This window comes from Lysinibacillus mangiferihumi, assembly GCF_003049665.1.
Classification (GTDB): domain Bacteria; phylum Bacillota; class Bacilli; order Bacillales_A; family Planococcaceae; genus Lysinibacillus; species Lysinibacillus mangiferihumi.
This window is the reverse complement of sequence record NZ_PYWM01000029.1, coordinates 46,551-60,702: the sequence shown is the minus strand read 5'-3', so window position 1 is coordinate 60,702 and position 14,152 is coordinate 46,551. Positions and strand designations below refer to the sequence as shown.

At 36.2% G+C, this 14,152-nt stretch carries 11 protein-coding genes; 6 read left to right on the top strand and 5 right to left on the bottom strand.

Annotation, left to right across the window (positions count from 1 at the left end; translation table 11 throughout):
- Positions 1-505: 505 nt before the first annotated feature.
- Complete coding sequence (locus C9J37_RS21695; protein ID WP_107897034.1) at positions 506-1,267, bottom strand: glucose 1-dehydrogenase; 762 nt, start codon at positions 1,265-1,267, stop codon at positions 506-508.
- Positions 1,268-1,461: 194 nt separating this feature from the next.
- Here C9J37_RS21695 and C9J37_RS21690 point away from each other — a divergent pair, with 194 nt between their 5' ends.
- Entirely contained in the window at positions 1,462-2,856 is a 1,395-nt protein-coding gene (locus tag C9J37_RS21690; protein ID WP_107897033.1) for an L-cystine transporter, read from the top strand.
- A gap of 91 nt (positions 2,857-2,947) precedes the next feature.
- Here C9J37_RS21690 and C9J37_RS21685 read toward each other — a convergent pair whose 3' ends face one another.
- Positions 2,948-4,411: a methyl-accepting chemotaxis protein gene (locus C9J37_RS21685; protein ID WP_107897032.1), complete on the bottom strand. Its 1,464-nt coding sequence runs from the start codon at positions 4,409-4,411 to the stop codon at positions 2,948-2,950.
- Between the two features lie 702 nt (positions 4,412-5,113).
- On the opposite strand from C9J37_RS21685, the gene C9J37_RS21680 reads away from it, so the two are divergent.
- Positions 5,114-6,379: an MFS transporter gene (locus C9J37_RS21680; RefSeq protein ID WP_024360849.1), complete on the top strand. Its 1,266-nt coding sequence runs from the start codon at positions 5,114-5,116 to the stop codon at positions 6,377-6,379.
- A gap of 110 nt (positions 6,380-6,489) precedes the next feature.
- Here C9J37_RS21680 and C9J37_RS21675 read toward each other — a convergent pair whose 3' ends face one another.
- The 3 genes from C9J37_RS21675 to C9J37_RS21665 all read right to left on the bottom strand — a co-directional run bounded on the left by C9J37_RS21675 (position 6,490) and on the right by C9J37_RS21665 (position 8,869).
- Complete coding sequence (locus C9J37_RS21675) at positions 6,490-6,804, bottom strand: hypothetical protein (RefSeq protein WP_107897031.1); 315 nt, start codon at positions 6,802-6,804, stop codon at positions 6,490-6,492.
- A 126-nt stretch (positions 6,805-6,930) separates the two neighbouring features.
- A complete protein-coding gene (locus C9J37_RS21670; protein WP_107897030.1) occupies positions 6,931-7,485 on the bottom strand; it encodes an SLOG family protein in 555 nt (184 codons plus the stop codon).
- 220 nt (positions 7,486-7,705) lie between these two features.
- Positions 7,706-8,869 carry a DUF418 domain-containing protein gene (locus C9J37_RS21665; RefSeq protein WP_107897029.1) on the bottom strand — a complete coding sequence of 388 codons (1,164 nt, stop codon included), beginning with the start codon at positions 8,867-8,869 and terminating at the stop codon, positions 7,706-7,708.
- 103 nt (positions 8,870-8,972) lie between these two features.
- On the opposite strand from C9J37_RS21665, the gene C9J37_RS21660 reads away from it, so the two are divergent.
- The 4 genes from C9J37_RS21660 (at position 8,973) to C9J37_RS21645 (ending at position 14,142) form a co-directional block, all read left to right on the top strand.
- Positions 8,973-9,674: a response regulator transcription factor gene (locus C9J37_RS21660; protein ID WP_107897028.1), complete on the top strand. Its 702-nt coding sequence runs from the start codon at positions 8,973-8,975 to the stop codon at positions 9,672-9,674.
- On the top strand, positions 9,671-11,326 hold the full coding sequence (locus C9J37_RS21655) for a sensor histidine kinase (RefSeq protein WP_107897027.1): 1,656 nt from the start codon (positions 9,671-9,673) through the stop codon (positions 11,324-11,326). Before C9J37_RS21660 ends, C9J37_RS21655 begins: the two co-directional genes overlap by 4 nt.
- A gap of 447 nt (positions 11,327-11,773) precedes the next feature.
- Positions 11,774-13,117 carry a cytochrome ubiquinol oxidase subunit I gene (locus C9J37_RS21650; protein WP_024360855.1) on the top strand — a complete coding sequence of 448 codons (1,344 nt, stop codon included), beginning with the start codon at positions 11,774-11,776 and terminating at the stop codon, positions 13,115-13,117.
- The gene (locus C9J37_RS21645) at positions 13,114-14,142 is read left to right on the top strand and encodes a cytochrome d ubiquinol oxidase subunit II (protein WP_107897026.1); all 1,029 of its coding nucleotides are present in this window, start codon (positions 13,114-13,116) and stop codon (positions 14,140-14,142) included. Before C9J37_RS21650 ends, C9J37_RS21645 begins: the two co-directional genes overlap by 4 nt.
- Positions 14,143-14,152 lie beyond the last annotated feature (10 nt).

Below are 14,152 nucleotides of genomic sequence, written 5' to 3'. Positions count from 1 at the left end.
CGGAGTAGAGAGAAATACCCGCGAAGCAAGAGAGAATATCCGCGAAGCAGAGTGAAATACCCGCGGGGCAGGGTGATACCCGCGGAGCAAGGAGGAATACCCGCGAAGCAAGGGAGAATATCCGCGGAGCATAGTAAAATACCCGCGGAACAAAAGAGAATATCCGCGAAGCAGAGTAAAATACCCGCGGGGCAAGGGGGTGTATCCGCGGAGCAAGGGAGAATACCCGCGGGGCAGGGTGATACCCGCGGAACAAAAGAGAATATCCGCGAAGCAGAGTGAAATACCCGCGGAACAAGGGAGAATACCCGCGGAGTAGAGAGAAATATCCGCGAAGCAAGGGAGAATACCCGCGGAGCAGAGAGATACCCGCGAAATAGAGTGAATTACCCGCGGAGCAGAGGGAAATACCCGCGAAATAGGGTAGTTTACCCGCGAAATAAAGTAATATACCCGCGAACAACATTAAAACCTGCCTCGTCTTATAAACGAGGTAGGTTTTTTATTAGTAAGCACTCCAGCCAGCATCAGCCGCTAAAGCGACACCGTTAATAAGGCCGGAATCTTCAGAAGCTAAAAATAGTGCAATATTAGCAATATCTGAAACTTGACCAGCTTTTGGCATAAGTTGCACACCGCGTACAGATTGTTGCATACCAAATGGATCTACATTCGTCATGGCTGCTGCAAAGCCAGTTTCTACATGTGCAGGTGCAATCGCGTTGCAACGGATATTTTGTGAACCGTAGTGCGAGGCAATATTTTTTGTCATACCTACAACTGCGTGTTTCGCTGTAGTATAAGCTAGTCCACCGCGGCCGCCTGTTAATCCTGCAATGGAAGCCATGTTGACAATTGTTCCACCGCCATTTTCAATGAATATTGGTAATACTTGTCGAATAGCTCGCATCACACCACTTACATTAATGTCCATCACACGTTGCCAAACCGCATCTTCAACATTTGCCGCCGCCTGCATATTGTCACCAACTCCGGCATTATTGACTAAAATATCTATACGACCAAAATGAGCCACCGTAGTAGCCATCATTTTTTGAATATCTTCTTCTACCGCAACATTTACTTTGACACCAAATGCCTCAAAACCAGCTTCATTAAACTCATTCACAGTAGCATTTAATGCGTCCTCATTGAAGTCAGCAATAACAACTTTTGCCCCTTCTTGTGCATATTTACGCGCAATTTCTTTACCGATTCCTGCTCCACTACCTGTAATAATAGCCACTTTATTTTGCAATTTACCCATAATTATTCCCCTCTTTCAATATAAGTTTACTATTAAACTAATTTGATTTTAGTCCTTTTCAATTGTTAAATCAAAGAAATTGAACCGCTTACATTTTTAAAAATCTTAATCTTAATAAAACATACTTGAATAATAGGTATTATAGGTATATAATTCGATTTACATTCTAATAAAACATCTTAGGAGGCTTTCTATTGTCAACTTTACAAGTCGTTCTGAACGTAGCACTGTTACTTGCCTGCGTTGGAATTTTAGTTATTATGAATAAAAAACACGTGAAATTCTCAAATCGTGTTTTTGCTGGTCTAGGTTTAGGTATCGCACTAGGTCTAGGGCTGCAATTGTTTTACGGTATTGACTCTGAAGTTTTAACCAAGACAACATCTTGGTACAACATTATTGGTACGGGTTATGTGAAACTGTTACAAATGGTGGCAATGCCTCTAGTATTTATTTCTATTTTGATTGCCTTTACGAAAATGACAATTGGCAAAAATTTTGGCAAAATGGCCGCTTTAATTTTAGCAATTTTAATCGGTACTACAGCAGTATCAGCCGCAGTAGGGATTCTTTCGGCTACAATATTTGATTTAGATGCTACTCAAATTATGCAAGGCGACGCTGAAACAGAGCGTGGGGCATATATAGAAGAAAAGACAACGGGCATGACTGCACCTGATTTACCAATGCAAATTATAGAATTGTTCCCAGCGAATCCATTCCTTGATTTAACAGGTGCTCGTTCAACATCTACAATTGCAGTTGTTATATTTGCAGCATTTTTAGGTTTTGCTTATTTACGTGTCGCACGTAAAGATGGTGAGATGGCTGCAACCATTAAAAAAGGCATTGATGCAGTGCATGCATTAGTAATGGGTGTTGTAACAATTGTTTTACGCTTAACACCATATGGTATTTTAGCCATTATGGCACGCACGGTCGCAACATCTGATTTTGGGGCAATTTACAACTTAGGTAAATTTGTTATTGCTTCTTACGTTGCGTTAATTATTATGTTCCTTGTTCATTTACTAATTATTTCATTAAGCGGTCTAAATCCGTTTACGTATTTAAAAAAATCACTTGAAACACTATTATTTGCCTTCACTTCACGTTCAAGTGCGGGGACTTTACCTATGAATATTAAAACGCAAACTGGTAGACTTGGTGTACCAGAGGGCATAGCAAACTTCGCAGGTTCATTTGGTTTATCAATTGGTCAAAACGGTTGCGCTGGTGTATATCCTGCAATGCTTGCAATTATGATTGCACCAACTGTCGGCATTAATCCACTTGATCCTGTATTTATCATTACAGTTATTGCAGTGGTAGCAATAAGTTCGTTCGGTGTAGCAGGTGTTGGTGGTGGTGCAACATTTGCAGCTATCCTTGTGCTATCAGCGCTTCACCTACCAGTTGCACTTGCCGGTATTTTGATTTCAATTGAGCCATTAATCGACATGGGGCGTACGGCTCTAAATGTAAGTGGGTCAATGACAGCAGGTGTTACCACAGCACGTGTAACGAAAGAGTTGGATACAGAAATGTATAATAATAAAGCGGTTAGTGCACAAGTTTCGGACTTATAGGCTTGTAAAAATAAGTTTCGAACATAACAAACATAGCAAAAAAGTGTTAGATTGATTGAAGTCAATCTAACACTTTTTCTCTTTTGTACAGTCAATAAGTATTTTTTATGTTTTCAGTGCTTTTGGCTGTGTCATCAATGTACTTTGCAATAATATGGTTGTCAGCTGTGATGTTTTCAATTGATGCATTCATTTGTTGTAAGGTGGCAGTGGCTTCCTCAATAATGGCAGCAAAATCATTTGTCGACGAGTCAACATTTTTGCTGTTTACAGCTACTTCATTTGATAAATGCTCAAATTCATTAAATTTTATTTTTAATGAATGTAAAATAGCGCTTAATTGAATAAAGTTTGAATTAACTAACTTTGTAGATTCGACACTTTGATGCAATGTGTCGCTACTTTTTGTCATGTTCACCTGTGCTAATTTATTCGTTGTATTGACATCCGTTAAATTTTCACTGATTTTGACGGTAAGATTATTCGTTAAATCCGCTAAATTTCGTATTTCTTGCGCCACAACAGAGAATCCTTTTCCAGCATCCCCAGCACGAGCCGCCTCAATAGAAGCATTTAATGCCAATAAATTTGTCTGTTCCGTTATTTGTTGAATATCATTGGCAAACTGATTTGTTTCTTCAATTTTTTCCGTTAAAGTTTTAAAGTTTTCACTTAAGTTGGTTATGACATTTTGCAGACTATTCATCTCTGTTGTAAGGTGATTTATTTTATTTTGGCCTTCAACCGCTAAGTTGCTAGATTGCATAGCGTCATCTATTAAACGAACTGTTATGTCATTCATAGAATGGATTGCTGCTAAGTTACTTTGTGCACTGTCCGCTATTTTAGATATTTGCTCACTTTGTAACATACTCCCTGATGAAACTTCATTCATGGCTAGTTGAATTTCCTCTTGCGATCTTAAACCAAATTGAACTTTTTCGTTAATTTTACTAATGCTTTCAGCAATAATAGCGATTTCCCGTTCTAAATGAAGTTTATGTTCTTCTTTTGTTTTTGCATCGGCTTCTGCGATTTCACTATATGCTTGTAACTTTTTAAATTGATTTTGATTCATACGTATTAAGATCGTTAACAGAAATCCAATAAACAAATAAATGATAACAAAAGAAGCCATTTTTTCACTAGCAAATTCAGGTTTAGGGAAGAGATAAATTAAACCAAGCGTTATAAATCCTAAACTATAGCCGATGCTAAATATTTTGGTATTAAATTGAACAGCAGAAAAGATAGCAAAGAAAAAAATAGAAAGAGCAGTGGATAATTCCCCACCATAAATCATGACTAAACTAATATTAAAGATATTCATAATGATTACTATCAAATAGGGGAAGATATACTCTTTTTTATATCGATTACTGACTATGTATAACAAAGGATAAAAAATTATTTGAACACTATAGAAAAAGATAATCCAAAAATCCGGTTTTAAAGATAATGTACCGAGTAAACCTAAAATTGTCGAAGCTAAATAAGTGAAAAGCATCAGCTTGTTTTTATTTTTCAAGTCCATTAATTTTAATTGCTCAATCATATTGCACTGAGAACCTCCTGTTTAATTTATTATTTTAAAATAGTAATTAAACACTATTTAAGGGGATTGTTTACCTTTAAACTAGTTATTAAGATTGATTATAGTTATTTTAACTGGAAGTAGTAAAGAATTATTTTCAAATTTTACCGATGTTAGTTAGAACTACCTCTGTAATCAATTTTGAAATTGCAGGGAAAATGTTATGGCAAGTATTTCTCGTTCAATAAATAAATTTTCTGTGAAATTAATTAATTTAATATTAAACAGTTTAATGTTAAAATAAATTGCAGGTCACAAAATTTTCACATTTATTGGAGGTGATTATGTGGCAAGAAAGCAGGATAAAGTCTAATACAGCGCGGTTTTAGAGGATAAATGGTCAACTGCGAATTCGCTTGCAGAATTGTGACAAGTAAGCTACCGCAGACTTAATAAAAAGAAAGTAGTAGCTTTTTGGAGACAATCTATGTACAAGGATTCCTCTGCATTTGTTCTTTAAACAAGGAAGCCGTTCATTCTTTTTATGAAGTAGTTCTTACTTGAACCATGTGCAATAGCTTAGGCTAATGGACAAGTTAAGTAATGCAAATATATAACAAAATATCTTTTCAATCATTGCATATGTGCCAATTGGTATCCAAATGGCGAAATTTGATGTTTTGTGTAAAATAAAGTCGTTTATATAAAAGGAGAAATAGAGAAATGAGTGCTAATAAGAAAAGGCTTCACTTTGCATGGCTAGTATTACTAGGTTTATGTATTTCAGTTGGTTTAGCAAAGTCAGGATTAAACAGTTCGGCAGGACTATTCCTATCACCTGTATCTGAAGACATTGGTGTAGGTCTTGGTAATTTAACGTTATATCTAAGTATTTCATCTATCGTTACAATGGTATTTTTACCGATTGGCGGGAAGTTAATGGCGAAGTATGATACACGTATGTTACTTAGCATTGCAATTATTTTACAAGCGGGTGCATTTGCTTTATTCGGTATGATGAGTTCTGTATGGGGATGGTATATCCTTGCAATGCCATTAGCTGTTGGTGGCGTATTAATTACAGTATTGGCAGGACCTGTTTTAGTCAATCAATGGTTTAAACAACGCAGTGGACTAGCATTAGGTATTATTACTGCTTCTGGTGGATTAATCGGGGCGTTTACACAACCTTTAATTGGTAACTTAATTGCCACTCAAGGTTGGAGAAGTGCATATATTATTGTAGGTGTTGCAGCGATTATTATTATCGTTCCAACAATTATGCTATTTTTAAGAAAATCACCACAAGAAAAAGGGCTATTACCTTATGGTGCAGTGGATAATAACAATGTAGAGAAGAAAGTAGAAACGGATACTAGCAATACGGGAATCTCGTTTGCGGATGCTAAAAAATCGTTGTCATTTTCATTGTTAATTCTGTTCTTCTTCATTATTACATCAATAGCAAGTTTTTCAATCCATATTCCAACATATCTTGTAAATCAAGGATTTAGTGTGAAGTTTACTGGTAATGTGATGGCTGCTTTAATGGTTGGTGTACTGTTAGGGTCAATTATTTTCGGTTATTTAATTGATAAAATTGGTGCTAAAAATACGACTGTTATCGCCATGTCTATTGGTTTAGTGTCTATGATTCTATTGCTCTTCTTTGTTGAAAGTACAATTGCAATCGTTGTAGCTGTTGGTCTTTTCGGATTTGTCACAGCTTGTATAGGAACATTAGCGCCTGCTATTACTTCTGCTTTATTTGGTAATAAAAATTACAGTCAAATCTATTCGACAGTTTCAATCGGTTTGGCAGTAGCGGGAATTATTGCACTTCCAGCGTATGGCTATATTTTTGATTTCACAGGAAGCTACACAGCTGTTTTATATATTATTGTAATTATGTTAATCATGAATATTGTTTCTGTCTTAGTTGCTTTCCGTAATAAAGAAAAAATGGTGCAAAACGGATTGTGGAAATAAGATATTAATTGGCAAACTAAAAACTACACCTAACTTGCTAGACAAGTAATGGTGTAGTTTTTGTTTTTCAGGATAATTGTTTGAGAATTGTTTGAGTGACTGGCACCCAGTTAAATAATTTTTACATAAAAGTCTTTGCCGTTTATAATGTCAGTTACTTCAATGTTGTAATGAGTTTTATAGTAATCATAAATATTTCGTGCTAAACCGGAGTGTCCATTTAAATAAGTTCCCTTTTTCACCTCTTTACGTGGATTGTGAAAATCAAAATATAGGCGCGAATCGTGGCACATCGAGTTTAAAATGGCTTTAAACTCCTGTTCCTCAATATGAATTCCTCGCGTATACTGGCACTCTCGGCGATACGTATCGTGTGAGACATTCACTGGTGAAGACTCAAGGGTCATTTCGATTTTTCTATTCAAATGTCAACAGCTCCTTTCAAGATTCCTAACTATTCTCTCTATTATAAAATTGTCAGAAAATTATATCAATATTTATCTATAGTGAAGAATGAAGAAATGTAACTTGTAGGGGAGGGATAGGGTAATCTACCAATCTTGCTGTTGCATTTCCTCTGCGATTACTTGAAGATCATAGGAATTAATGGTTAGAAGCGTATAGTCGTGGGTTTCCATATATTTTTCTGCCAAGTGCTTGATATACTTCGGAGAGCCCTCGTTTTCTTCATCATAAACAAGTAACAAACCGTCCGAATTTTGAATAATAAACTTGTCCTTCTCTGTAAACTGCCAAGGAGCCTCATACGGCTTTTTCGTGACACTCGTTACAAAGTCTGCCTGTGCTACTAGTGACAAATATTTTTCTTGTTTCATTTCTTGCCAATTTTTTTCTTGCTCTAAAAATGGTGTGATAACTGCATATTTTAAGTCAGGAAATTCCTCTTTTAATGTTAAGACAACCTCTACACTCCATGTTTCAACACCTTGTTGTCCGCTGATAATGACCCATTCTAAACCTTCATCTAAAAGATTTCTCAAGCGATTTTCTAAAGCTTTTTTGATAATGGAGATACCAGGATGTTTATCATTGAAAATGCCAAGTTCATGTGGTTTATAGCCTGTTATAATCATTCGCTGAAGCACTAAAACGCCCCCTAAGCTGTTTGTATGTATCAAGTATACAGCAGGGGACGTATGAACACGAATGACAAATCTAGTAGGTGTGATGCCATGTATTTATTTATTTTACGGTAGTTCCCAAGAAAATAATGACACTTAAAATGCAAAAATTGTTAAGACTACAGTTGCTGTTGCACAAATGCCAAGAAACCACCAAGTGTCTGAGAAATCCTCTTTAGTTTCACTATTCATTGGACATACTTCCTTTCTGTTTAATGCGTCCAGTCCAAGACCAATTTGTCCATATACGTAGCAACGCTTCAAATGGACCTCGTTTAAATTTCTTTAAATAAACAATGCTTAAAATACATTGCAAGCTATATACTGCAATTCCCAAAATAACGCCGCCAAACACGCCTAATTTACCAAATAAACCTAGTCCATAACCGTAAAACACGGTCGTACAAATCACCGTTTGTAATAAATAATTGGTAAGCGATAATTTCCCCACACTTTCAAAAGCGATAGACAGACGTTGAATAGGTCTGAAATGAAATAGTAGAGCGGCCAAACAAATATAACCAACTGCTAACACCATTGAGCCACCTAAGAGCAACATAGAAGAAAATGGGCTATCGATAAAACTAATACTTTTACAAGTGATGCCTATTGGAACAAATAATGAGCCAAGGATGTACCATTTCTTTTCATCTTGCATATTTTCAAATGCATGATTTTTGGCAAGCCCCATACCTAAAAGAAATAAGGGTGCAAAAAATAGTGGTGCAAATAAAATCATTATATAAATCATAACTGGGTCATCTATGTCAGGAGGCATGACGTTTGACCGAAAGTCATATATTTCTTGATAGCTGCCATTTGCATAGGTAGAATTTGCTTTATCAATATATACTGCCATTTCTTTGTCATCTTTTGCTGATATTTCATCTGAACCATAAGTTAAAGCGGTTGTTAATACAAATAATACGCTAGCCCAAATAACTAATGTTTTTGGTTTGCGATTTATAAATGGAATTAAAAATAATGTAATAAATCCATAAAACAGTAAAATGTCACCTTCCCATAAAAATGTTGCATGAAGTCCGCCTAAAACGATTAATCCTATTGCTCTACGTAAAATGGACCAGCGACTTTTTCCTTTTTTATTGCGAATGGACTGTATCATTTTAATAAGGGAATAGCCGAACAATAATGTGAAAATCGGCATAAATGAGCCTTCGATAAATATTTTTACAAAATATAAAGCTCCTGTATCAAGAAAGGAAAGATCATCTAACTTTTCTTTACCATACATTCCATACTGAAAAATGAGCAAGTTGGCCATTAAAATACCAAATAAACTAAATCCACGCATTGCATCGATGAAGCGTACACGATTTGCTGTCATTGCCTTTTAACTCCTTTATTGGTTAACTTATATATAGTGTAGTTGGGAAAGCTTATCGTGAATTAACGACTACCTTAAAGTAATCTTAAAAGTAGGTGACAAGGTGCAAGAAGCGGCGATATTTGTGTTAGAGGATGAACGTGCGATTGCGGAAATGATTGAAATTATTTTAAGAAAAGAAGGTTTTGTAAACATTACGTTATGCACGACGATAGAAGATGGGAAAAAAGCGATTGAGCATAATGTTTTTGATTTTTACTTATTAGATATTATGCTACCAGACGGTAGTGGGCTTGATTTGGCAGAAGTCATTCGAAAGCAAAGTGATGCACCGCTATTTTTTTTAACAGCCAAGAGCAGTGATGCAGATAAACTTCGAGGGTTTATGAATGGCGCAGACGATTATATTACGAAACCGTTTAATCCGCTTGAGCTAGTAGCAAGGGTAAAAGTCCAATTTACTCGATATATGAAGCAAAAGAATGTATCTGGAAGTCACGTTTACACATGTAGCCGTTTTACTTTTGATATAGATGCAGCAGAAATAACTGTAGACAGAAAAAAGGAATTGATTAGCGGTCGTTTATTTTACTTATTGAAGTATTTATGTGAAAACGAGGGGCAAGTATTATCGAAAGAACAAATTTATGAACGCGTGTGGGGCGATTTTTTATTTGACGATAATACGGTAATGGTTCATATTCGCAAGTTACGTGAAAAAATAGAAAGGAATCCTGGTAAACCAACTTGCATTATTACGGTCAGAGGGATTGGCTATAAATTAGTTGGAGATGATCAAGTATGAAGCCGGCAGGGAAATTATCACTGCGTTTTGTATCCTACTTTATCATATTTTATTTACTTATCATTTTGGGCTTCATTATTAGTTTAGTGGTTTTTGGACTTTTTATAAATGAACGAGTCGGTGATAACATCCATACGATGAGTTCTTTTGAAATCGAAGATAATGCAATTGTGAAAAATGGTAAATCCGTAAAAATAGCCGATTTCTTAGAAAAACGCGCAGAGGAAAATGTAGGGCAGTTATATTTATTGAACAATGCCATGGAAATTGTCGATTATACAGGGGATAGTTGTGAGCTGTGTAGCATGACGGACCGTGAAATGATGGCGCTTAAACGTCCAGGCATGCATACGTGGGAAATACCCAAATACTATTTGTTGTTTTTACCTACATCGCCTTTGCAGCCTATGTTCAATGAGGTCTTGCAGGTGATTCGTGAAAAGAAAGAATTCCCTTCGGAGCTACTCGAACGCTTACAAGCTAATCAGATTGCGATTGAAATTTATAATGAGCGTTGGAATCGTGTAAAGGTAATCGGGGAGCATTATAAGAAATTGCATAAGCCGCAGTTGCTAGATGAAAAATATGATATTTTTGAGCAAGCCGAGCTTAGGCAAAGTACGTCATTAGAAGATGGTTCAACGCTAATAGTACGTATGCCAAACCCCTCCTATAAGCCATTTGAAGAGCCTTTTAATAAAGCGATGATTTTATTTGTGTCCATATTTTTTGGCGGGCATAGTATTTTGTTGCTAGGAATTATTTTATTATCCATGAGCATTTCACGTCAATTTGTACGGCCCCTTGTATATGTAATCTCTCGTATTGAACGATTAACGCAGTTCGATTATAGGGAAGTAAGTGATAATAAAATCCATCATCAAAAGACAGGTAAATTGAAAAGGAAATTTAAGTTATTCCAACCTGTTGATGAATCGCTTAATCATTTATCTGAACGTCTTGCTTCCAACGAAAGACAAATCCAGCAATCGGAGCAACTACGTGAGGAATGGATAACGGGTTTATCACATGATTTAAAGACACCATTGAGCTCGATTTATGGGTATTCCACAATGCTTGCTTCCGAAGAGTATGAATGGACAAAAGAAGAGATGCGAATATTTGCGAATACAATGCGTGAAAAAGCCAACTATATGGATTTACTTATACAAGATTTAACGTATTCTTATCAATTAAAGAATAAAGCAATCCAGCTCGAGAAAGTATCATTAGCACTTGCCACATGGTTACCCCAATTTGCAGATGAGCAAGTATCAATCAAAGTATATGGGGACGTAATGCTTGAAGCAGATGAGCTTTTATTAAAGCGCATCTTAGATAATTTAATTACCAATGCTAAAAAATACACACCAGAAGGTACGAAGGTTCTTGTAGAGGCTCAAAATATAGACAAAGGCATTAAGCTAACGATTACAGACCAAGGTCCAGGTATTCCACAAGATGAATTAGACAATCTTTTTGAACGCTATTATCGTGGTACAAATACAACAGATGATGCAACGGGCACAGGTCTTGGCTTAGCCATTACGAAACAACTGATTGATTTGCATAATGGAACAATATGCGTTCATTCAGATAATAATGGTACTATCTTTGAATTAAAATTTCTTGAAAAATTGCCCTTATGCTAACAATGTTTAATCATACAAGTTAACCATTAAAAAACCGCTAGAGGCTCATGCTTCTTAGCGGTTTTTTTATTATTTGGGGTGGGACCGTTCATTAATTGATGACACAAAGAAAATATGAATGAAGAAGATTACTCGTTTTTGGAGTGATCTTTTTTAATGTAAATAGAAAGTGTCATGCTATTCACAAAGTTGTCAATGTCGTTTTTTTATAGTGGAAAACCCCTATATTTCTAAAAAGTTGGGTTGCTTATACTGGTGGCATAGAAGAAAAAGGAGATGCAATTTTATGAGGAATCAATGGGTTGATTCGTGTGGTAAATAAACAACAAAATCGTATTGCATATAAATCCCAAGAAAAAAAGTTAATCATTATTAGTTTTGTAATAGCTGGGATAATGTTGATGTCATTTGTCGGGAGAATATTTAGTAGCTAGGAGATGTATAAATATGAATGATTCAGCTGTATTTTGGAGCCGTGCCTTAACAGAATTAACATTATCTTTCCATATTATTTATGCAACAATTGGTGTTGGTATACCGCTGATGATTATGATCGCTCAATGGGTTGGGATTAAAAATAATGATGAGCATTATTTATTACTCGCTCGACGTTGGGCACGTGGATTTGTTATTACAGTAGCAATTGGCGTTGTGACAGGAACTGCAATTGGCTTGCAACTTTCTTTATTATGGCCAAACTTTATGGAATTAGCTGGTCAAATTATTGCTCTACCACTATTTATGGAAACGTTCGCGTTTTTCGTTGAAGCCATTTTTTTAGGGTTGTATTTGTATACATGGGATCGCTTCAAAAATCCGAAGAGACATTTACTATTATTAGTACCAGTAGCCATTGGTGCTTCTATGTCAGCAGTATTTATTACAATCGTGAATGCCTTTATGAATGCACCACAAGGATTTGATATTGTGGATGGGGAGCTGATCAATATTCAGCCCGTACTAGCCATGTTTAATCCGGCAATGCCGACAAAGGTAGCGCACGTTTTAGTAACATCTTATATGACTGCAGCTTTTTTATTAGCTTCCATTGCTGCCTATCGCATGCTACGAGGGTCTGCGCACGTATATCATAAAAAAGCGCTGTATTTACTAATGAAATTAGGGTTAGTCTTTTCACTGGCAGCACTTGTAGTAGGAGACTTTTCAGGCAAATATTTAGCGGAATATCAACCTGAAAAATTAGCAGCAGCAGAATGGCATTTTGAAACGGAAGAAGATGCTTCCCTTGTTTTATTTGGTGTATTGGATGGAGAAGACATAAAATACGCTATTAAAATACCTTATGCTTTAAGTGTATTAGCGCATAATAATCCGTTTGCAGAAGTGACAGGGCTTGATCAATTTCCGAAAGATGAACAACCACCACTCTATATTCACTATTTATTCGACGTAATGGTGATGATCGGCACGTTATTAATTGTAGTGGCAGCTGTTTATGTTCTGGGTAAATGGCGAAATTGGCAATTTGTTTCGTCTAAACTATTTAAAAGGGTAATTGTTGCAGGTGGTCCACTTGCACTTATTGCAATAGAAGCGGGTTGGTGGTTAGCAGAAGTAGGGCGACAACCATGGATTTTAAGAGGGTACATGAAAACATCGGAAGGTGCGACTACGAGTGGGCAAGTAGATACGATGTTAATTCTATTTGCGGGTTTATATATCGTATTAGCAATTGGTAGTATTATAGCGCTTATTCGGATGTTCCGTGACAATCCAATTGAACGTGAACTTGCAGAACATAAATTAGTCGAAGGTTGTGAAGAACCATGAGCTTAGAAGTTTTGGGCATTTCTGTACTATGGTTATTTCTCTTTGGTTATGTCATCGTTGCATCTATTGACTTTGGGGCAGGCTTTTTTAATGCCTATAGTGTAATGATTGGGAAAGATCATATTTTATCACAAGTGATAAAACGCTATTTATCACCAGTGTGGGAAATTACGAATGTTTTCTTAGTTTTTTTCTTTGTAGGTATTGTTGGTTTCTTTCCGCAATCAGCTTACTATTATGGCACAATTTTGCTAGTACCCGTAAGTATTTCTCTAATTTTAATTGCAATTCGGGGCAGTTATTATGCATTTGAATCTTATAGTGCAAAAAGTGGACACATTGGCTATAAGCTAATGTACGGTGTCACTGGTTTATTTATCCCAGCATCCCTTTCCATTGTATTGACGATTTCCGAGGGTGGATTCGTAACAATAGTAAAGGATCAGCCTCATTTGGAAATTGCGAAACTTTTTACTAGTCCATTAACTTGGTCAATCGTGTTGTTAAGTGTTGTAGCGGTTCTGTATATTTCCGCAGTATTTTTAACTTGGTACGGTAAAAGAGCGAACGATGAACACGCTTCCGATTTAATGAGAAAATATGCACTTGGCTGGTCAATACCACTTGTTGCAAGTGTTATCGGGATTATGGTGGAATTAAAGGGGCACAATCCTGCGCATTATGAAAATATGCTGAATTTATGGTGGCTATTCGCCATGTCAGGTGTTCTTTTTATCATGACTCTAATCCTTTTAGGCGTAAAGAAAAAATATGGGCTAGCCGTTATATTATTGGTCGTGCAGTTTGGCTTCGCCTTTTTCGGCTATGGTATTTCTCATTATCCTTACTTGTTGTACCCTTATTTATCGGTTCATGATAGTTTTACAAATGAATCGATGGCGATAGCATTGGTCATTGCCTTTATTGGTGGTCTTGTTTTACTCATACCTTCACTTTATTTAGTGATGAAATGGTTTGTATTTGATCGTGATTATGCTTGTGGTAAACGCAATCACCACGTATAGGAGGTTTTAC